At 64.3% G+C, this 20,916-nt stretch carries 12 protein-coding genes and 1 pseudogene; 4 read left to right on the top strand and 9 right to left on the bottom strand.

The annotated features are described in order from the left end of the window. Positions 1-57 precede the first annotated feature (57 nt). The 4 genes from GEV06_05230 to GEV06_05215 form a co-directional block, all read right to left on the bottom strand. Positions 58-1,227 (bottom strand): aminotransferase class V-fold PLP-dependent enzyme, encoded by a 1,170-nt coding sequence (locus GEV06_05230; protein MPZ17300.1) that lies wholly within the window; start codon positions 1,225-1,227, stop codon positions 58-60. Between the two features lie 129 nt (positions 1,228-1,356). Further along, positions 1,357-2,331 carry an ABC transporter permease subunit gene (locus tag GEV06_05225; protein ID MPZ17299.1) on the bottom strand — a complete coding sequence of 325 codons (975 nt, stop codon included), beginning with the start codon at positions 2,329-2,331 and terminating at the stop codon, positions 1,357-1,359. A 60-nt stretch (positions 2,332-2,391) separates the two neighbouring features. Beyond that, complete coding sequence (locus GEV06_05220) at positions 2,392-3,354, bottom strand: ABC transporter permease subunit (protein ID MPZ17298.1); 963 nt, start codon at positions 3,352-3,354, stop codon at positions 2,392-2,394. After that, a complete protein-coding gene (locus GEV06_05215) occupies positions 3,351-5,045 on the bottom strand; it encodes a hypothetical protein (GenBank protein MPZ17297.1) in 1,695 nt (564 codons plus the stop codon). The genes GEV06_05220 and GEV06_05215 overlap by 4 nt, the downstream gene beginning before the upstream one ends. A 266-nt stretch (positions 5,046-5,311) precedes the next feature. Here GEV06_05215 and GEV06_05210 point away from each other — a divergent pair, with 266 nt between their 5' ends. Both GEV06_05210 and GEV06_05205 read left to right on the top strand, forming a co-directional pair. Further along, on the top strand, positions 5,312-7,042 hold the full coding sequence (locus GEV06_05210) for a S8 family serine peptidase (GenBank protein ID MPZ17296.1): 1,731 nt from the start codon (positions 5,312-5,314) through the stop codon (positions 7,040-7,042). Between the two features lie 740 nt (positions 7,043-7,782). Next, entirely contained in the window at positions 7,783-10,089 is a 2,307-nt protein-coding gene (locus tag GEV06_05205; GenBank protein MPZ17295.1) for an AAA domain-containing protein, read from the top strand. Between the two features lie 236 nt (positions 10,090-10,325). Here the strand turns inward: GEV06_05205 and GEV06_05200 are convergent, their stop codons facing one another. Further along, positions 10,326-12,149: an amidohydrolase family protein gene (locus tag GEV06_05200; protein MPZ17294.1), complete on the bottom strand. Its 1,824-nt coding sequence runs from the start codon at positions 12,147-12,149 to the stop codon at positions 10,326-10,328. A gap of 90 nt (positions 12,150-12,239) precedes the next feature. On the opposite strand from GEV06_05200, the gene GEV06_05195 reads away from it, so the two are divergent. Next, the gene (locus GEV06_05195; GenBank protein MPZ17293.1) at positions 12,240-13,475 is read left to right on the top strand and encodes a DUF1343 domain-containing protein; all 1,236 of its coding nucleotides are present in this window, start codon (positions 12,240-12,242) and stop codon (positions 13,473-13,475) included. Positions 13,476-13,516: 41 nt separating this feature from the next. On the opposite strand, the gene GEV06_05190 is transcribed toward GEV06_05195, so the two are convergent. The 3 genes and pseudogenes from GEV06_05190 to GEV06_05180 form a co-directional block, all read right to left on the bottom strand. Continuing rightward, complete coding sequence (locus GEV06_05190; protein MPZ17292.1) at positions 13,517-15,559, bottom strand: hypothetical protein; 2,043 nt, start codon at positions 15,557-15,559, stop codon at positions 13,517-13,519. A 152-nt stretch (positions 15,560-15,711) separates the two neighbouring features. Beyond that, complete coding sequence (locus tag GEV06_05185) at positions 15,712-16,197, bottom strand: hypothetical protein (GenBank protein MPZ17291.1); 486 nt, start codon at positions 16,195-16,197, stop codon at positions 15,712-15,714. Positions 16,198-17,086: 889 nt separating this feature from the next. Beyond that, positions 17,087-17,720 (bottom strand): annotated as a pseudogene (locus GEV06_05180) (DUF2278 family protein). A 31-nt stretch (positions 17,721-17,751) separates the two neighbouring features. Here GEV06_05180 and GEV06_05175 point away from each other — a divergent pair. Further along, positions 17,752-18,042: a hypothetical protein gene (locus GEV06_05175; GenBank protein ID MPZ17290.1), complete on the top strand. Its 291-nt coding sequence runs from the start codon at positions 17,752-17,754 to the stop codon at positions 18,040-18,042. Here GEV06_05175 and GEV06_05170 read toward each other — a convergent pair. Then, positions 17,988-20,897, bottom strand: coding sequence for a hypothetical protein (locus tag GEV06_05170; GenBank protein ID MPZ17289.1), 2,910 nt, complete (start codon positions 20,895-20,897; stop codon positions 17,988-17,990). The genes GEV06_05175 and GEV06_05170 overlap by 55 nt on opposite strands. Between the last annotated feature and the right edge of the window lie 19 nt (positions 20,898-20,916).

Genomic DNA, 20,916 nt, shown 5'->3' with positions numbered 1-20,916 from the left:
TGGAAAAAGGAACCGGGTACCTTTTCGCTCCCGAAAAGGTACCCGGTTCCATTTCCCTTACGGCTGGGCAAGGGAGGCAAGCGCGTCCCCGGCGGCCGCCGTCCCAGTACCCGGGGGGACCCGAAAGCCCTGCTCGCGCAGCGCGCGCTCGAGCGCGCTCAAGAAGACGAGCACATACTGCGCGTTTGCGCCGTGCCCCATGAGCCCGACGCGCCAGATCCGGCCGGCGAGCGGCCCCAAGCCCGCGCCAATCTCGATATTGAACACATCCAGCAAGTGGCGACGCACCCGCGCGTCGTCGATCCCATCGGGCACACACACCGCATTGAGCGTCCAGCTGCGCTCCCCTTCGGGCGGCAACAGCTCGAGCCCCATCGCTCCGAGGCCTGCAGCCAGCGCGACGTGATGCCGCCGATGCCGCTGCCAGCGAGTCTCCAGGCCTTCCTCCTCGATCACGACCAGCGCTTCGCGGAGGGCGTAGACCAGTGGTGCGGAAATCGTGTGATGGTACTTGCGCCGAACCCAGTAGCTCTCGAGCAAGCCGAGGTCGAGATAGAAGCTACGCGGGCTGTCGAGCCCTGCGGCACGCTCGCGGGCGCGGGCGCCAAAGGTCAACGGCGCGAGCCCGGACGGTGCGCCAAGACCCTTTTGCGTGCAGCTGACACAGGCGTCGATCTGCCACAAGGCGACCTCCAGCGGATGCCCGCCAAGCGAGGTCACCGCATCGACGAGTGTCAGGGCGCCCTGCTCGCGTGCTGCCGCTGCGACGGCCTCGACTGGATGGAGCACCCCGGTCGACGTCTCCGCGTGCACGATGGTGACGATGTCGGCGCCGTGCGCTTTGAGGGCGCGCCGGACGGCATCTGGATCGACCGCACGTCCCCACGATGTGTCCACCCGCGTGACGTTTGCACCGTACCGCGTGCAGAGCTCCACGAGCCGCTCGCCGAAATAGCCCGACACGACGGCCAGAACGCGCGTACCCGGAGCGACGAGGCCTGCGACCGCCGTCTCCGTGCCGGCCGTCCCGGTACCTGAAACAGCCAAGGTCAACGCCTCTTGCGGCGCCCGAAACGCCCACCGCAGCCGCGCCCGCACATCGTCGACGAGCGCCAGCATGGCAGGATCGAGATGGCTCAGTATGGGTGCCGCCATCGCGCGCATGATGCGTGGCGTCACCGGACTAGGACCAGGACCAAGGAGAATACGTTCGATATCAGGAAGCATGAAGAACGATTGTATCGGAGAAGGTGGGCGGGTACGGCTGCGCTACGGCTGAAGCTCGATCGTAGCGGCCTGCCATACGCATTCCATCACACCCGGTAGCGCGCGGTTTCAGGCTGCGCGGACCGTGCATCACGAACGGGGCGCGTCGGCCGCTTCGAGCAGGAGATTCACACCGAGCACGGTCAACGCAATCGCCAGCGCCGGGCTCAACACCCAGGGCGCGTCTCGCATGACCTGTACGTTCGCGGCCTCTTGCAACATCGTGCCCCAGCTCGGCACTGGCCCGCCGAACCCGAGGCCCACGAACGAGAGTGTGACCTCGGCGAGCATGAACGCAGGCAGCAGCCAGAGCGCTTGCGTCCCGAGAAAGCTGCGGGTGGCAGGCAGCAGGTGATGCACGGCAATACGCCACGGTGATGCGCCTGCGGCACGCGCCGCAAGCACATATTCACGTGTGCGCTCCGTCGCAACAATTGTGCGGACGCCGCGCGCGACTGTCGGCCAGCCCACGAGCGCCAGTACGCTTGCAATCGCGGCGAAGACCGCGGCCGTAGGCAGGAAGAGCGGCAGAGCGGCCCTCAGCGCCAGCACCGCGTAGAGCACCGGAAGCACGATGACCAGCTCTGTCACGCGCATCAGGAGCGTGTCCGCGACGTGGCCAGCCATGCCGGCCGTGACGCCAATGATCAGTCCAATGAGCAGGGCTCCAGCGACGCCCACCCCTGCGACGCCGAGCGAGAGCCGGCCGCCGTGAAGCAGTCGCGCCAGCACGTCGCGACCAAGGCTATCTGCGCCAAGCAAGAGCAGCGGCACACGCGGATCCACGCTGGTGACGAGTCGACCCTGGTGCGCGATGCTGAGCGACACCAGCCGGCTCCTGTCTTCTTCGAAGGTCCGGGTCAGCCGATCGCGCAGCTCGAGGGGATACACGAACGGCGTCCGCATCTGCCCAGAGGCGGTGACGAGACGCGGTCGCATGGGGGGCGCGAGCAGGTAGCCGCGAAACTGCAGCCCGGGCGGATTGGGCGCAAGCCACGGCGCAAGGACCGAGGCGGTGACCATGACACCCAATAAGACCGCACCGACTCGTCTTGCTCTGGACACGCACCTCTCCAGCTCGAGCTCGCGCCCGACGCGCCCTCGTCGCGCTGTTACTGCCCCGCCCTACCAGTCTCTGCTCCGCGGATCCGCAAATGCCAAAGCCACATCCGACAGAAGCGTCGCGACGGCGAGAATCACTGCGCCCGCCGCCGCACAGCCGGCCGCGAGGTTCAGGTCGCGTGACACCAGCGCGTCGTAGGTGAGTCTGCCGAGCCCCGGCCAGGCCGTCACGATCTCCACGATGAACGAGCCGCCGAGGAGACTGCCGGCCACGAGGCCGTAGACGGCGAGAACCGGTGCGAGCGCGTGACGAAACGCGTGGTGCCAGAGCAATCGCCGACGCGGCAGACCGCGTGCGGCTGCCGCGAGCATGAACGGCTCGCGCAAGCTCTCGCTCAGCGCGCGCGCCTGCAGCCGCTCGATCATGGCGGCAAGCGGCAGTCCGAGCGCGAGAGACGGCACGACAAGGTGCCGCGCCAGATCGCCACCCGCCACGAGCCAGCCCGCCTCGTCTGGCCCTGGTGCGCTCATACCGCCCGCCGGCAGCACGCGCGTGCGAAGCGCAAGGAACAAGAGCAGCAGGGCAAACACCAAAGGCGGGAGCGAGAGCAGCAGAGTCGAGACGGTGGCAACGGCCCGCCGCAGCCACACATGACGCGAACCGGCCGCGATGACTCCCAACGGCACCCCCAGCGCCGTGCCGAGCAGCAGCGCCACCAAGCCGAGCACGGCGGTGTTCCGTGCGCGCTCGATGACCAGCGGCGCGACCGGGCGCTCGTATTTGAACGATCGCCCGAAATCGAGGCGAAGCACGCGTTGCAACCAGGCGGCGAACCGCGTGCTGGCCGGTTGATCGAGGCCGAGGCGAGCACGCTCCCGCGCGATCGTCTCGGCGCTTGCCCCGCTCCCGAAGGTTTCGCTGGTGATGTCTCCAGGCGCCACCGTGACGAGTGCCGCAGCCGACATCGTGACGGTCAGGACGAGCAGCAGCGCAAAGCCAGCGCGGCGAGCAATCAGGCGCGTCATTCGGTGGTCTCGCCCAATAGGATGCCGGCCGCTTGCCACAGGAGATACGGGTGAAGGGATCCAGGAACGACGTTCTGAACATGCGCGCTGGTCGCGACGGTGAGCCGCGGCGCAGCGAAGAAGAGCGCGGGAACGTTGTCGGCGAAGATGTGCTGCACGCGATTGAAGATCCGCTTGCGCGCCGCCGGGTCGAGCGTGACCGCCTGCTGCAGCATGAGCCGGTCGATCTCCGCCTCCCACTCCGTTGCTGGATGCTCCTGGCCGGGATGCCACGCGTGAAACGCGCCACGCGAGAGCCAGAAGTCCAAGTTCGAGGCGGGGTCGGTGTCGCTCGTCACGGCGCCGAAGTAGAGCGCCTCGTACTCCCCGGCAATCAGCCGCTCGATGAGCGCCGGCCGATCGAGAGCAACGACGTTCACCGCAAGGCCGATGGCGCGGAGGTCTTGCTCGATGACCGACGCACCACGCTCGCGAAGCGTGTTGCCCCGCTGCGTGAGCAGCGTGATCTGCGCCGGCCCACCCGCCGCGGTCTCGACAAGGCCATCGCTGTCTCGATCGCGCAGGCCGATCGAGGCCAGCGTTTCGCGCGCACGTGCCACATTGGGACGAGACACCGGCAGATCGGAGGCGGACCAGGCGCGATTCCCAGGCGTCACCGGCCCCGCAATCGGCACGCCCTCACCAAGGTAGACGGTGTCTGCAAACGCTTGACGGTCGACCGCAAGCGAGGCGGCCTGACGTAGCTCGAGCCGCTGCAGCCACGGCTTGGTGCGATTTGCGCCGGAGATGAGGTTGAACCACAGGAAGTCGGCGTCGAGGCCGATTCCCGCGTCGTGCAAGCCGAGGCGTCCCGCCCGCTCGAGACGTCGCGCCTCTGGCAGATCCTCGGGGCGCAAGGCGCCGAACATCATGTCGCTGTCACCCGCAAACAGCCGGAGGACCTCCGCGTTTTGATCCGGGACGATGTCGACCACCAGCTCGTTCAAGTACGGAAGGCGGCGGCCGCTTACATCTCGCCGCCAATAGTGTGGGTTTCGGCGCAGGAGCAGCCGCTCACCCGGCCGGTAATCACGCAGGACGAATGGTCCCAATCCTACGATCTCGCTCGGTGGTGTCCCGATATTCCACGCGTCGCGAAACCGTCCGCGATCCAGCGCGTCCCGAAGCTTGTGCTTCGGAAGGATGGGGATGTCGGCCAACAGCCGTAGGCCAGCGCCGAGCGGTGCCGCCGTCGTGAGGATGACCGTGTGGGGATCCGCCGCCTCGGCCTGAAGTGGTTGCCCACCCACCTGGAGCGCACCGGCGAGTGGGCTGGCCGCCTGTTCATCGTAGATGGCGTCGAACGTAAACAGCACATCGTCTGCCGTGAACGGGGTGTCGTCCGAGAAACGCACACCTCGCCGCAGCCTGATCGTCCATCGCCGGCCGTCATCGGACCGTGTCCAGCTCTCCGCGAGGGCGGGGATGACCTCGAACGTGCGCGGGTCCAACGTGACGAGCGGGGCATTGATGAGCCAGCTTACAGCCAGTGTCTCAGCGTGCCCGGCCACGATGCGATTGAACGAGCGCGGCTCATTGCGGAATGTCGCACGTGCGACCCGGCCATCAGGCGCGGCGTCAGGCGGCGACGGGGAGGCGGCCGTCCACCAGAGCGCGGCACCAATGGTGCCGGCGAGCATGAGCGCGACCACAGCAAAAGTGCTTCTCCGAAGGCGGTTTTTTCCGGTCAAGATCTTGCCCACCGCAGACAACGAGTTGACTGACGACGCAACCTATTTAACTTGTATAAGTTACGTCCCTAACCATCTCTAGATCCTGTCGATACCTGTGGCAGCCGGACAAAATCTTGGCCGATTTTGCAACAGGCGGCAGCCCCACTCCTGGCTCATTGCAGAAATTGCAATCGGCATCCGAGGGCGCGGACGTTGCAATTTCTGCAATTGTCGCCCCGCACGAGATGTTGCAAAAACTGCGATCTGGTACGTTCCGTGCTCCTCTACGCCTCGACTGTAGCCTCTCTCTCCACCATCTGGAGTCGTTGTCAACACCGCTGAGACTGGGAGCTAATCGCATGGAGTTGTTGGGTTTTCGCTCGTCGTCCCTGGAATATCGTCGGACCGCTTGGCTGACGAGCGCTCTGCTCACGCTGGCGCTGGCGTTGCTGGTGTCCGCCTCGGCGCTGGCTGCGCCTGGCCCACATCGAGCGCGCCTCTCCTCGTCGCTCCAAACGAAGGTCACTGCGGGCTTTACGACGACAGACGTCATCGTTCGCGGCGACGCGGATCGCCTGGCAGCGTTGGCGGAGGCGTACGGCGCACGCGTGAAAAAGCGGCTCCGCGCAGGGGCTGTCTTGACTGTTACGCAAGGGGCGCTCGAGTCGCTGGTGACGGACTCGTCCCTGGACGCGATCTCCGGTGACGACCTCGTCGTTCCGACGATGGCGGTGACAAATGCGTCGACCGGCGCGGACCAAGTGTGGGAGGGCATTGCTGGAGTACCAGGCCTGACGGGCCGCGGCGTGCGTGTTGCGCTGGTCGATTCCGGCATCGTGGATCGCCACCCTGCGCTCGGCCAGCAAGTGGTATTGCACGTTGATTTTACCGGTGGAGATGGCCGTGATGCCTATGGCCACGGCACACATGTCGCGGGCATTGTGGCGGGAAATGGGACCGACTTCAAGGGCATGGCGCCCGAAGCGGAGCTCATTAGCCTGCGCGTGCTGGATGAGGAAGGCAAGGCCGTGGCGAGCACGGTCATCGAGGCCATCGAGTGGACGATCGCGAACAAGGAGCGGCTCGGGATTCGCGTGTTGAACCTCTCGGTCGGCAAGGCGGCCACCTCCTCTTGGCGGGATGATCCGCTCTCGCAGGCTGCGCAGCGCGCCGTGGAAGCGGGTCTCGTGGTAGTGGCATCAGCGGGCAATCAGGGGCAAACGAAGGACGGCCGGGGCATTGTCGGCGCCATCAGCTCACCGGGGAATGCGCCGGACGTGATCACCGTGGGCGCCGTGGACACCCGGGAGACGCCGGAGCGCAGCGATGACGTGGTGCCGCTCTGGAGCTCCAAGGGACCGAGCTACCTCGACGGGTTTCTGAAGCCGGACATCGTGGCTCCTGGCCGCCTCATCCGGTCGCTCACCACACCTGGCACGACGCTCGCAAGTAAGTTTGCGGACAACGTCTCTCCGGACCGCCGATACCTGACGCTGTCGGGGACGAGTCAGGCGACCGGCGTTGTTGCTGGCGCCGCAGCGCTGCTGCTGGAGTCGAATCCAGAGCTGAGCCCGGCGCAGGTCAAATACATGTTGCAAACCACCGCGAGCCTGATGCCCCGAGATGGCGTCCTCACGAGTGGCGCCGGAGAGTTAAACGTCCCAGGAGCGGTCTTGCTCGCTACTCATCGGGACAAAGTACCGGTGGTCAGGGTGGCAACTCAACGGGTAGTTGGTCAGGGAGTTGCGTGGGTGCCGACGGAGCACGGCGAGCAGGCACCCCGTGGTGCAGTCCGAGTTCAAGGCACCAACTGGGTGTGGGGCACCAACTGGGTGTGGGGCACCAACTGGGTGTGGGGAACGAATTTGGTTTGGGGCACGACCGCAGTCTCCAGCACGAACTTGGTTTGGGGCACTAATTGGGTCTGGGGTACAAATTGGGTCTGGGGCACAAGCGCGGTCTCGAATGAGAATTGAGTTTGAGGTGACTAGCGGAGCGTCTTGGTGAAACCGAAGGCAGCGCGGCGTCCGCGCGGGTAGGTGGCGAGGGCAGGGAGCTCTGCGCTACGGTTTGGCCTTCGCGTTCACATTAGAACTCCGCTAGCTCGGTCTGTCAGCCAGGACATTGGTTGACATGAGGGGTTGAGCCAGAGCATCCTGGGGCAATTTTTGACGAGTGACAAGCCTCGGTACTGTACTGGTTCCCCGTGGGCTACGAATACCCTCCATCCGTTCGTGGTGATCTGAGGTCAGGGCGTCTTCTTGCTGCGCTGCGCAGATTGAGCGCACTAAGTAAGCCTGACCTCAGGACCCGCCTCGGAGTCGCAGACCTTCTGCAGCAAACCGGAAGCAACTCTGAAGCAATTACCCGTTTACAAAGCGAGTTTAAACGCGGGCAGCTTGAAGACCAAGAACTCGCCGTCGCATATCTTATACACGGAACAGCGGCCTTCAATTTAGCACGTATTCCAGACGCTCTTTCCGACCTCAGACATTCGGTTCAGCTCGCGGATTCCGCTGGTGATTTAGTCATTTCTTGTCGGGCACGCCTACGTCTCTTTTCGGCGCTCGATGATCTGGGTGATACACAAGCTGCCAAGAACCTCGCTTCGGAGACACGTCGGCTCGTGCTTCGCTGTGCCGACCCACAGCTAACGGCCTGGCTACACGCGTGGATCGGCCAAATAGAGGGCAAACGAGGGGCCTTAGACGAGTCGATGAGGCATTTTCTGGCCGCTCGTGATCTACTCATCGGTAGCCCTAACCTTGTCCTCAGTGCCTTCATTGGTGTCGGCGTATGCTGTGTAGCAGCGCTAGACGGCAGCTTAGAAGAAGCGCTCAGTGAGGCGCAGACTGCCCTACTCGATGCAGAGCGCTCTGGCCAAGCAAGAACCTTGATCGCCTGCATCGGCAACCTTGGGCTCATCACTCTCCAGCTCGGACGGTTCGATGAAGCGCGCAAATATATCGCGCGCGGCCTTGAGTTTTCGGGACATTTGCCGCAGGTGCAGATCTCGCTGCTCGACACGTCCGCACAGCTCTGTCTCGCCGAAGGGGATGTGGAGGGGGCAGGCGAGCTATTCGCGAGAATCGATGCGCTTGCTTCTGAGCCAACGCGTAAGACGTGGAATCTCGTCAACATCTCACTGACACGTGCCCGATATCTGCTGCGTGTCGGCCGGCCCGACGAAGCGCTCCGCGTCGCTGATCACGGCATTGCTGAAGTCACCCCGCGATCCGACCGGCTGATGCGAGCACAGTTCCAGTCGCTGCGCACGCAAGCCCTCATCGGCGCCGGCCGGACCGATGAAGCCAGCAAGGCACTGATCACCGCGTTGACGTTGTTGGACGATGCGCCGCTTGGCGTGCTCGCTGATGCGGAGCGCGTTCGCAGCAAGCTCCTCGCCGAGCTCGGGCAGCCCGCAGCCGCGGAGCTCGGCTTCCAACGCACGGTCCGCATCCTTCGCTCGGTGCGCGATGTCCCGGCGCTGCGCGAGGCGGAGCGCGAGCACGCAGCAGCCTTGCAACCAACGGCTGCTGTCGAGACCGATCCAGCGCGCGATGCAGCGTCCGCGCTCCGTTCCTCCGGCACGGAGATGCTGACTGCAGCCGCCCATCTGTTCGCTACCGCATCCCGCCCGGCATTGCTCGGAGAAGAGACCCTCGCCCTGCTCGAGACGCTCGGCGTGGCTCACGCCGCACGTCTGGTTCGTCGCTCCCCTCGTGGCGTACCGCGCACCGTGCAATCGATCGGCGCCGTTGCGGACGAGCGAGCCTGGAAGAGGTCCAGCGTCCCAGCGGTGCCGCTGCGACGTGACCACGACGGCGCGTTGGAGCTCGAAGTGATTCCACACGACACGCTCGAGGATCACACGTCGGTGGTCAGTCTCTGCCGTCTCGCACGCGCCGCCGCGCGCCTCGACGCGGCCGCCCGCGAGGAGCGGCTGCGCTCGTCCCTCTGGCCGATCGAGGAACAGCTCGCCGATACTCGAGGGATCTTCATCGCGCCCGCCATGCATGAAGTGCTCGACGGCGCGCGCCGCATGGCCCCGACCGACCTGCCGGTGCTCCTGCTCGGCGAGACCGGCACCGGCAAGGAAGTGATTGCACGCGAGATTCACCGCCTCTCGAACTGTAGCAGCGGCCCGTTCGTGCCGTTCAACTGCACGGCCGTCTCTCGCGACATGCTCGACAGTCAACTCTTCGGCTATCGTCGAGGCGCATTCACCGGTGCGCAAGAGGACTTCCCCGGTGTGATTCGCGGCGCGGACGGCGGCACGCTGTTTCTCGATGAGATTGGCGAGATGACCGCAGAGATCCAGCCAAAGCTCTTACGCTTTCTCGAGAGCGGCGAGATCCATCCACTTGGGCGCACACAGCCGGTCGCCACCAACGTGCGCGTGATTGCCGCAACCAATGCCCCACTGAACGAGTTACTCCGCGCCGGCCGCTTTCGAGAGGATCTCTACTACCGGTTGAACGTCTGCCGCATCATCATCCCTCCCCTTCGAGAGCGCCCGGAGGAAATCCCCGCGCTGGTCCAGCATTTCGCGCGCGTGCAAACCACCGAGCTCCGGAGGCCCGTGCCCGCGCTGTCAGACGAAGTCATGGAGTACTTCTTGTTGTACGACTGGCCCGGCAATGTCCGGCAGCTCGCCAACGAAGTCCGCCGCGCGGTGTCCCTCTCCGCTCCGGGCGAGACCGTCACCCCGGATATGCTGACGCCGGAGATCCTCGAAGCGCGAAAGACCGGTGCGGCACGTGCCGCCGGTGGCCACGAGGTCCGCTTGCGCTTGAATCAGCCGCTCAACCATGCAATCGAGCAGCTCGAGCGTGCGATGATTGCGCATGCCCTCGAGGCCTCGCGCGGTTCCTTTGCTGCCGCCGCCCGTCAACTCGGTGTGACCCGCCGCGGCTTTCTCATGAAGCGCCGCCGCCTCGGCATCAAGCGCGACGGCGAGGACCGCTGGTCGCCGCTGGACGAGCCGTCGGCCGAGATTGCCGACGAGCCGCCAACCTCTTAAAAGCAGTGGTCAGTGGCCAGTGGTCAGTGGTCAGCCGATGCACGATCTACTGGGGTCAAAAGACAAAAAGAGCCCCGGCTCTGTGCGGAACCGGGGCCGAGAAGGGGGAGTGGGAGGCGTTAGCCCCCTACCCTGTATCGGCTACTGCAGGAAGCGACATTAGGGTCGTGCGTGAGAAAAAGAAAAAAGAGCCGCCACGGCGCTCTGGTCGAGGAGCAGCGTCTCGACGCCGGTTCTCACTTGCCTGCCTGGTGGACGATGCGGCCGTCGAGAATCGTGTAGAGGACCTTGATGTCCTTGAGCTCCGAGGACTCCACCTCGAACGGATCTTGGTCGAGCACGACGAGATCCGCGAGCTTGCCCGCGGTGATCGAGCCCTTCACGGCCTCCTCGCCCGCCGCCCACGCGTTGTTCACCGTGTAGGCGCGGAGAGCCGTCTCGACGTCAATCCGCTCTTGAGGAAACCACCCACCGCGTGGCCGGCCATCGAGTGACTGCCGGGTGACCGCCGCGTAAATGCCGTGCAGGGGACTCGCGGAGTACCGAGAGGCATTCGTGCCCGGCCAATCGCTGCCGAAGCCGAGCCGCACACCGGCGTCCTTGAGCGTCCGGAAGGCGTACGCCCCGCGCGCCCGGCGGCCGATGCGCTCCTCCATCCAGCGCATATCGTCAATCGCATGATACGGCTGGACCTCGGCGATCACACCAAGGCGCGCCATGCGCGCCGCGACCTTCGCGTCGCGCAGCACCTGGGCATGGATCACGCGAAACCGCCGCGGCTTCGACCCATTGGTGCGCACCACCTCTTCGAACAGGTCGAGTAGCACGTCGATGGCTTCGTCACCAATGGCATGCACCTGCGGCGAAAGGTCAGAGGCATCCGCCGCCAGCAACAGCGACAGCATCCTGTCGCGCGGCTGCATCATCTCTCGCCAACTGCCGCGCTCACCGGTCGTCTCGTACGGCTCGTAGAAGCGCGCAGACGAGTTGCCCATGATGCCGTCGACGAATCCTTTGAGACCGCCAAACCTGATCCAGTCGTCACCGGGCTCGAGCTTGTCGCCCTTCTTGCTCGCCTCGTACCACTCGTCGAGCCGTGGTCGTGCGTACACGCGAACCGTCAGCTCACCCGATGAGCGCAGCCAACGAAACACCTGGAGCGCGGGCGGCGACGTGTTGTCATGGATGGTGGTCACGCCGTAGCGTCGCAATTGGGCCATCGCCGCGCGCGCCTCGTCCAATCGCTGCTGGAGGGAGGGCGCCGGTACGAGGCGGCGGATGCGCGCTGCGGCCTCGGGGCTGAGACGGCCCGTCATCTGCTGCTTGGCGTCGCACTCGACGCCTTCCCACTCGCACGAAGCCTTGGCAAGCGCGAGCGCTCTCCCGTTCGCGAGATACAGTGACTCATCCCACTTCGACAGCAGCACCGGTGTGTCAGGAGTGATCTCGTCGATCGCGAAGCGGTCCGGACGAAACCCGCCTTGCTTCTCGGATCGCGGTCTGCCGCGCCCCACGGATCCCCGCTCCCATACGTCGTACGCCCCCCAGTCGCCATCCAGGAGCCATGCGCCCTTGGGTAGCCGGTCCCGTGCCTCGCGCACGCGCTCGACGAGCTGCGCCTCGTCCGAGACGTCGAGCAGGTCCACGCCCAGGAGCAGCCGACCCGCGCGGTCGAAGTGGGTATGGCTGTCGATGAACCCAGGTACGATGAACCGGCCGTTCAAATGGAGGACGCGCGTCTTGGGTCCGCGGAAGCGGAACACCTCCTCACCGTCAACGGCAACAATCTTGCGCCCCTGAATGGCAATCGCCTCGGCCCACGGGCGGTCGGCATCACCGGTCCACACGCGCGCGCCAAACAGGATGAGATCTGCGCTGGCCTGCTGCTGCCCCACGACCACGGCGGAGAACGCGATCGCAAGTACCACCAGAGTCACTGCGATCGTAGGCAACCCACTCGCTCTCCGCGCGCTTGGCATGGCAGATCCTCCAATTGGCGTCAACGTTCTCCATCCGGCAGTGCTGGCCGCAGAGCGGAACGCTCCAGGGCTCCATCCCATACTGTCCTATAGGCTACCTGCAATCGTGCGAGCCCTCAAATCAGCGACATAGTATCGTTATCCTTCCGTTCCTGACGATCACGAGAGACGATGAGAGTCTTCCTTCCTGCTCTGTTGCTGCTTGCGTCCTGCGCGCCGAGGACCGCCCAAGCCCCGACGCCGCTTGCTGATCCGCTGCTCGGGGCGGTTCACCCGGGCATTGAGGTCTTCCTTGCCGACCTGCCTCCCGCGCTGCACGGCAAGCGGGTCGGACTCATCACCAACCACACCGGGATCGACCGGTCGAGGACCTCCGACGTCGATCTGATCGCACAGCACAAAGATTTGAAGCTGGTGGCGCTCCTCGCGCCGGAGCACGGCATTCGGGGCGACGTCGAGGCGGGTGTGAAGATCGTCGAAGAGGCCGATCCCAAGACGGGCATTCCGATCTTTTCTCTCTATATCGCCGAGGATCGCGGTCCCACGCCACAGATGCTGAAGGACGTGGACGTTCTGGTCTACGACCTCCAGGAGGTGGGGAGTCGCACGTGGACCTACGTCTCGACCATGGCCCTGTCGATGCAGGCGGCGGCGAACAAGAAGATTCCGTTCGTCGTCCTCGATCGACCCAATCCAATTGGGGGGGAGATCGTCGAAGGGGCCCTGCTGGACCCCAAGTTCAAATCCTTCGTAGGAATGTACCCCATCCCAGCACGTCACGGGATGACGGTCGGCGAGCTGGCCACGTTGTTCAAGCAGAGGCACGGACTCGGTGCGGATCTGATCGTCGTACGGGTCGCGAACTGGCGGCGCTCACAATGGTTCGACCAGACCGGACTGCCCTGGGTGAACCCCTCGCCGAACCTTCGCTCGCTGGCCGCGTTGGAGAGCTATCCGGGATCCGTCTACTTCGAAGGCACGAACCTGACAGAGGGCCGGGGCACGGACAGCCCCTTCGAGCAGATCGGGGCTTCGTGGCTGAACGCACCGGACGTGGTCAAGCTGATGAACGAGATGCAGCTTCCAGGTATCCGCTTCGAGGCGATCACGATGCCTGTGGCACACTCGGCTGCCAAGTTCCCTGGACAGACGATCCCCGCTATCCGCTTCGTCATCACGGACCGGCAGGCGTACAGACCGGTCCGTACGTCGCTCCTGCTCATCGACCAGATCCGGAGGCAGCACCCGCATGACTTCGCTTGGGGCGCCACGATCGATCGCCTCACGGGCTCGGACAGGGTGAGGCTTGCTATCGAAGAGGGTCGGCTCCTGTCCCTCCTCGAGGATTGGGACCAGCAGGCCACGGAGTTCCTCGAGACCCGCAAACCGTTCCTGCTCTATCCCTGAGCTACTCCATCGGCGAATCGAGCGCTCGGAGTGGGCCTGCCTCATTGTTTGGCCTGGTCGACGCGCGCTGCGCCATCTGGTCCGACGTAGATCCTCTCCCAATGACGGGGGTAAAAATCATCAACGCTATGCCATATCTCGGCTGAACGCGGAAACCCTGGAAAGGCAAACTTCATTTCATCATGCTGTCCAGCACCGATTCGGACGTAGGCAAAGCCCTCGAGTGGCACTGGGCAGTCCGTACCGGGCCATCTGACTAGGCCCGCGGGTTCTGTTAGCGCGCCATAGCCGGCAAAGACGACTTCGACGGGAGCCCCTCGCTCGAGTGTGACGATCGTCTCACCTTCGCTCGTGACGCGCCTGCAAGTCGGCATGAAGCCTTCTGCTCGAATGCTCAGTTGATCACCAGGGGAGGCGCCTTCCTGTGAATAGCTTCCACGTGCCACCTCGTCCCATTCCGCGTCCCAAGACCACACGCGTGCCCCGCTAATGGGATTATCGGCGGCATCCCGAAGCACCAGGGTGCTGTTGTATTCTCGAAGCTCCAGCGTCACAGTCGCCGTGTGTTCTTGTTCATCGAGAGTGATAGTTTGATAGGAAGATGACTTCTGGCGTTGCGCGGACGCGCTCTGCCGCTCGCGCGCTTGGACTTCAAAGGATCCAAAGCCCAAGCCTTCTACCACAAGCGGCAAGTCCTGCGACTCTGTGACCTCCACACCCAGTCGAATGGTTCCTGGCCCCGTCGGCCGTACATTTCTCAACACCACATCGACGGGCCAGTGAAGATCATGGCCCCTGAGGTGAACCTCGAGCGTGCCACCCTCAATGGACCAATCGAGCGCATTGTCGCCAGCGCTGATCGTGGCAAGCTGGTCCTGCCCCATCAGTTCCACTCGTTTCCGCTCAAATCGGACTCGATACGTTCCTGGCTCAGGCAGAATCGCCTCGTATCCACCCGCGGCGTCGCTAACGGCCGTGATGTTCTGCATCCTGTCATCCTGAGGTTGCGCGGTGAACTCCACGGTCACGCCCGGCGCGGGTTGTCCATTCACAAGGACCACGCCATAGGCCCGTGCTCCTCCGATGCGTAGAGACGTGACCTGCTGAGCAGCTATCGTCAAAGGTTGCCTCGCGACGATGCCGCCTGAATGCTCGAAGGACAATTCATACGCGCCAGGCGAAAGGCCGGCCACCGCTTGACTGCAGGTGCCAGCGAGCGCAGTGCGGGCGATCTCTCTGAAGCGCGGCGTTGTGATCTTCATGACGCCGCCCGACACGCGGCCGCAGAGCGTTTGGTCGATAACAGCCTGCACCGCACCTACACGCTCAGCCTGCATGGTCAGGAGCTCGGACTGTCCCTCAGCGACGCTGACCGCTCGTGGTCGACCAGCGACTCCCCCCGCGTACACCGGTGTCACGACGTAATCGCCTGGCCAGACGGCCGGCAACGACAGCAAAAAAGCGTTCCCGATGACGGCTGCTCGTGTCGACGGTCCGGTAATCCGGAGAAGCTCCGGGCGAACCTCCGCTTGTTCGATGCCGACGGCTATCTCAGCGCCTGCAACCGGTGCAGGTAAACTCCACGGACGGTCTCGCGGCAGATCTGTCGACGCCGCGGTCAGAGGTGAAGCACCCTCCCGATAGACGCGGATCAGCCTTTGCGGATGCCGCGAGAGAAGGATCGATGTCTGCTCCTGCGAGGTAATCTGACGCGTTGCGACGATCGGCGCAGGACCGTCCCAGCTCAGATTCAACCACTCAATCTTCAACTCGGCATCCTCTTCGGATTCCACTACCAGCGTATCGGCTTCGTACAAGGGCAGGGCCCGCGCGCGACAAAGAGTCGCCAGCGGCAGGTCGATGGGTTCGGCGTTGTCGAAATTGCACGATACCCACTTCGACTCGTCGCTACATTCGAACCGCTGCTCGTGCCCCTCTTGCCGGAGCAACACTTTCTCATCTTGCATCACATCGCATCGAGCGCCGGACACCCAGGCCGGCAGGGTGACACGCTTTTCTCCCGGACCGGAAGGGTCGAGCATCATGGAAGTCACCGCGAGAACCAAGAGGATGGCACGCACCACAAGTCACCTCGTATGGGGCGCTATGAAATGGCCCTTCCAGTATCTCATCGAATCAAGGCTGCTCGTCATTTATACGCCTGCTTTCGTGCTTGCTGCGTACTTCCGAAGCACAAACGCGCAAGCCCCGGTCACCCACAGCATCGACTTCCCTGTTAACGCCGTTCTCGGAGTGGAACAACATCGTACGCGAAGCGTATGCGTGGTCGTGCCAAAGCGGAGACCATTGATCGAAAGAGCACTTTGTTTCCCCACCGATCCGTGCGCTGTGGCCCGCGGTAGTCCAGTGATATGGATGCAATGCCGACAGATGGAAGGCTGTGTAGCTCAGACGAATCGCAGACACCATCTCGTGCTGCGTCTCGCCAGAGGCGCAGCGACCCGAATTCTGGATCGGAAGCATCGATTTTGCCATCTCCATTTGCATCCAGCTCGGCCAGTAGCTCGTAGCCGTGCTTCGGCCAAGCGCCCGAGGCGAGCGCACGAGTATTGCCAAACAATTCGGAGCCATCGTCTATGACCCCGTTGCCATTGCGGTCCATGGCGAGCCACGCGTGATCGGCGTTCACCGGCCACGAGATACGATCCATCGTCCCTCGAGAAGCGATGTCGAAGAGGACACCTTCTTCCAGGTTGCTCATACGAAGCGGGCCCGGCTCCAGCACGACCACTATTGGTGTGCACTGTTCACCACCACACTCCTGCGGAATACAGTTCGTGGGACATCCGCACTCATCGTACTTGGGGTCGGCAGCCTCGCGTGTTCCGTCGGGACACCCACACTCGTCAGGGCAAGGATTAGCCACACAGGAACATGACCACGTATGCTGCGTCTTGGGGTACGGGCACGCTGAACCGCCGCAACTCCATTTGGGCGGTACACCATCCCAAATCTTCCCCTCGCACCGTTCTCGGCATACGCTCGCGCAGTTTGGCGGAGGCGGTGGTGTGGTACACCCTGCCACGCACGATGTTTGGGTCGATGTACAGAACTGCCCTGAAGCCACATCGGCCGAAGTGACCCAGGCGGCGAAACAGGTGAGGCTAATCAGTAGACCCTTGCCGAAACGCGTCATGGCCCACCCCATCGGTGACATCTCCTGTGTCGTGCTCCGCGCACGTCTGGCGAGGAGGCAAGATCCCTGCCCAGTCCTTTGGAGGGGTGCCGTTGCCATGTGCTCGTGCTTTGGGGGAACGAAGTGCTCGCTAGCACTGCTTAGTGCACAGTAAATGCGAGTACGTACTACTCGGGTGCGGAAGCTACTACGCCAACCTACGGGTAGCCCACAACTGCTGCGATTCAGGGTGCATGCGGGCCCGGTGCAGAATCCAGACCATCGGCGCTCGTAGACTCTGAACCTGCCTGAATGAGGGAACGAAGTGCGTGGGCTGTCGGTTCAGCGCAACCCAAACAAGAATACAGACTTCCCGAGGTGCGGAATCAGGTACTACACATGACACATACGCGCGACCTGCGGCGATGGGCGGCAGGCAATCGGAGAGATGGGGCACAGGGCGGCGTGGCAATTGCTACACGGGACGTCCATCCTCGTCGGTTCGATACGACTGCGAGCTGAACTTGTTCATGAAGGCGACGTATGTGTCAGCGGTTTGTTGAAGGATGGTGCAGCCGTCTTGCCAGATGCCGTTTTCCAGGGACCAGGGAGAGCCTGGTGGATCACCCTGGTCCTGATGGACATTGTGCATCCCCAGCCCCGTGGCAAAAGGCTCACCGTAGACGAGCACGGCAAGGTTGCCGTCCTGCGTGACCTGCACGAGCGGCTCGAGATCCTCGAGCGCCTCGAGCCCTGTGCCGCGCTTCCACACGGCTGTGGCGTCGGGCAATGAGCATCCGTTGGATAGGGCCAGCATCGGGCTTCGCATGTAATCGAGCGCGCCGGCGCTCGGACGGCTGGTCAACGGGTGATAGCCAGAGCCAAGCGAGAGTACCTGCTCGAGATGCGTGGCTCCTAGCAGCACCGTCCTCCATTCCACGCCGACCGCTGATTGCTTCGAGTCGACGTCGATGGCACACCGGTAGTGGCCCGCGGGGGCGGCCACGATGAGGTTGCCATGGTAATAACGGCCAAAATCATCTGGGTCGTCACGAAAGTATCGATCGATCGTCCCGATCAAAGACGCCGTACCCATCCTGGAGTGGCACGAAGACCTCCTAACTGGACTACTATAGAGACATGATCGTACGCGATATCCGGCGCTACATGTCGCGCGATTGGTCGGCTGCCCGCGACGCCAAAGATGCGTATTGGGCCGCTCGAATCGGACGGCTTGGTCCCTCGGAAGGCCTCCGCATCGCAGACGAGCTCCGGCGTCAGGCAATTCGCCAGCGTCCTGGCTGGCCGGACCTCGAGGACCGCCAACGCGACCTCGCGGCCCACGTCAAGCTTGCGGAGCTCCTTCGTCGTGTCCGTTACCCCCGCATCTGTCGGGCACTGTCCCCAATCTCGATCCAGCAACCCAAATAGCGCCTGTCCGGGCTTCCCTCGATGATCGTGCTGGGCAGACTGCCATTGGAGGAGGTGACGAGCACATGACCGACACCTCGCGCATCGAGGGGAATCCAGAGGTCAGCGCTCTCGCCAAGACCGAGAGTGTAGCGATCGCGGGTCGTAGCCGTGACCGCCGTGACGGTAACCGGCACCAACCGGGCGTGCACGATCAGCTTGGCGCGGCGATTCCCCGGACGCCAGAGGGTGAGCGGTACGCTGGCACGGCCCTGCACCCAGAGTCCGGCGGGCTCCAGCCAAGCGCGATGGTCGTGTGCAATGACCTGCGCGGATCCATACGTCCGCGCGCTCGCAACATCGAGGCGGGACTGTCGATCGCGCACGTTGACGACCGCGAGAGGCGTCACCCTGATCTCCGCCGAGTGCTGCTCGAGCGCTCGAGAGCCGACGAAGCCAACGTAGTTGACGTCAATCGGCAGCTCGAACTCAGCCTGCCACGCTTCGCCAGGGCCGAGGCGAACTGGCCAACGTTGGACCGGCCCACCGAGTTGCCCTAGCTGAAGCCCAAACTCCCCCTCTGCAACAGAGCCTCGTGTCTCCGTGCTCTGGAGCTCAACTCGATACCGTCCCGCGGGCAGAGTTAGTCGGCCCCCCAACAGACCGCGCTCTTGCATGAGCTGTGGAGCCGGATGCGCCGTGAGCGTGAAGAGCGATGGGACCTCGCTGGGATCGATCGCTTGCATCGGATCGTACCGGATGGCCCACGGCCGCACTGTGCTGTCGAAGCCGTCGAGCAGCGATACTTGCGTACGTGAGCTCATCGATGCGACGGAGCTCACCGGACGGCTCGTCACCAGCGGCACGAGCGATGAGAGCAGGAGAACTGCGCCGCCCAGAGCGACGATGGCCGCGAGCCGCGGGCGAGCCGCCAGCGCCGGCAGACGATCAGCACGCTTCAGTAACCAGCCGGCACCAAGCGCCACTGCTACCCAGCAGACGGTCGTCGTCAAGGCCTGTCCGACGCCCGACGCAATGTAGGTGGGCAGCATTGCCGTCAGCGGCCAGGCCGGTGAGAGATAGTCGAGCAGTTGCGACGTACCGTCTCGATTGGCGTTCAACAGAAGCCCCTGCTGCGCGACGCCCACGGTCACGGTGATCGCCAGGCCGATCCATAGCACGAGACGATACACAGCGCGGCGAACTGGCTGCCCGGCCGCGCGGCGGTGCTGCCACGCAATGGGAAGCGCGAAAAGCCAGAGCGCCGACACGATCGGCCGGCCCACGATCGCGGTCCCACCCCACCATAGATGAAAGGCGCCGACCACGCCGAGAAGCGCGGCAAAGACCAGCGCGATCTCGATGCCGAGCCGGCGGAGATGGCCAGGCCGACGGACCATCGAGACGAGCCCTGTCAAGCCGAGGAACAGGATGGGCGCAAAGGCCACCACGCCGTATTCCTGATCGAAGAGCAGGCCCGGTCCGCCGTACGGGAGGTATGCGAGACTCGTCTCGCGCTGCGTCCCATAAGCGGCCATTGGCGACCAGCTGTCCCATATGAGCTTGAAGAAGAGAAGCCACCCGATCAGGCTCACGAAGCAGGGCAGGGCCACAGCAATGGTCGGAACAACGCATCGTCGCCAGCGAGGCTGCTGGGTGCCGGGTGCTGGCTGCTGGAGCGGAGGCGCGGAGGCAGTGGACAGGCGACCGAATGGCAACCAGAGCCGGCCGAGAACAACCAGACCGAGCGCCCCGGCCATCAACGCATATTTGGTGCTGAGCCAGGGCAGCGCGGCAATGGCGAGGCCGCATGCAAGCGCTCGTCGGCTGCTCATCACAGGCTCGGACGGGTTAGCCGTGCGCTGACGCGTGGGCGCCGAGAGGGTGAACGCCAGCGTCACCGCCAACGCGGCGGGCACCTCGGGATAAATGGCAAACGCGTTGTAGAACAGCGGCGCGCCGAGCAGAAGCGCTGCCCAGGAGAAGGCGGCCGCGCCCACGCTACCGGTCAGGCGTGCCACCCAGCTCGTCATGACCGCTCCGGCCGTGCACGCCATCAGCACAACGACGGACGCGGCGCCGCCGTAGCCGGCAAACGCGTAGACCGGCGCGAGCAGTACCGGCAGCCCAACTGGATGGACGGAATAGACCTCTTCGTCTTTGCCGCGGGCGAGGGTGTGCGGCTGCAGCTCGCGCCCGCGAAAGTACTCCGCGTAGTCGCGCCGCTGGTGGTTGTTCTCAATCTGCAAATCGCCATCACGCCAGAGGCTCTGGGCAATGATCAGGTAGTGCGGCTCGTCGCCCCCCGGGAACAACACCGTCCCGGTGAGCTTGGCCGCGGCCGCGCCGGTCGCGATCAGCCCAAGGATGAGGATTGCAACTGGAAACCTCACACGCGCGGTTCGCGAGAATCCCGGGGCCGCCGGGCGCCCATCCGCCTCGACCAAAACCTGTGCGCGATTCGACCACGCTGCACCAATGACGGCCCAAGCCGTCTCGGCTACAGCGATGCCCCACACGAGCCACCGGCCAGGGCCTGCGAGGACCGTCAGCACCGGAAGCTTGTCTGGAAGCCAGGGCAGATACGGGAGCGCGATGAGGGAGGCGGCTGCAAACGGCCACAGGGCAGCCCTGGCAGCCTCACGACTGACGTGGCGGTCTCCGACGCGCCGCGCCAGCCATGGCAGCGCTTCACCTGCGAGCAGCACCAGCCCGGCCCCCGCCACGGTCGAGAAGATGAGCCACCAGATCGGCGCGAACAGGGCCACGCGGATTGGGCCGTCGGTGCCGGGAACCACATCGAGTCGAGCCGCAGTGCACCACGCGCCGAGGCCCGCGAGCAACCCTGGCGCGAGAAAACGGATTGAAGCGATCACAGTAGAAGTGTAGCTAGGT

The sequence above is a fragment of the Luteitalea sp. genome, from assembly GCA_009377605.1.
In the GTDB taxonomy this organism is placed as follows: Bacteria; Acidobacteriota; Vicinamibacteria; order Vicinamibacterales; family Vicinamibacteraceae; genus WHTT01.
This window is presented reverse-complemented; position numbering and strand designations above follow the sequence as displayed.

Coding starts and splice junctions, on each gene's coding strand:
- GEV06_05230 (MPZ17300.1), bottom strand. CDS start 1,227: ATGCTTCCTGATATCGAACGTATTCTCCTTGGTCCTGGTCCTAGTCCG.
- GEV06_05220 (MPZ17298.1), bottom strand. CDS start 3,354: ATGACGCGCCTGATTGCTCGCCGCGCTGGCTTTGCGCTGCTGCTCGTC.
- GEV06_05210 (MPZ17296.1), top strand. CDS start 5,312: ATGTTGCAAAAACTGCGATCTGGTACGTTCCGTGCTCCTCTACGCCTC.
- GEV06_05205 (MPZ17295.1), top strand. CDS start 7,783: ATGAGGCATTTTCTGGCCGCTCGTGATCTACTCATCGGTAGCCCTAAC.
- GEV06_05200 (MPZ17294.1), bottom strand. CDS start 12,149: ATGGGATGGAGCCCTGGAGCGTTCCGCTCTGCGGCCAGCACTGCCGGA.
- GEV06_05195 (MPZ17293.1), top strand. CDS start 12,240: ATGAGAGTCTTCCTTCCTGCTCTGTTGCTGCTTGCGTCCTGCGCGCCG.
- GEV06_05185 (MPZ17291.1), bottom strand. CDS start 16,197: ATGAGCAACCTGGAAGAAGGTGTCCTCTTCGACATCGCTTCTCGAGGG.
- GEV06_05175 (MPZ17290.1), top strand. CDS start 17,752: ATGATCGTACGCGATATCCGGCGCTACATGTCGCGCGATTGGTCGGCT.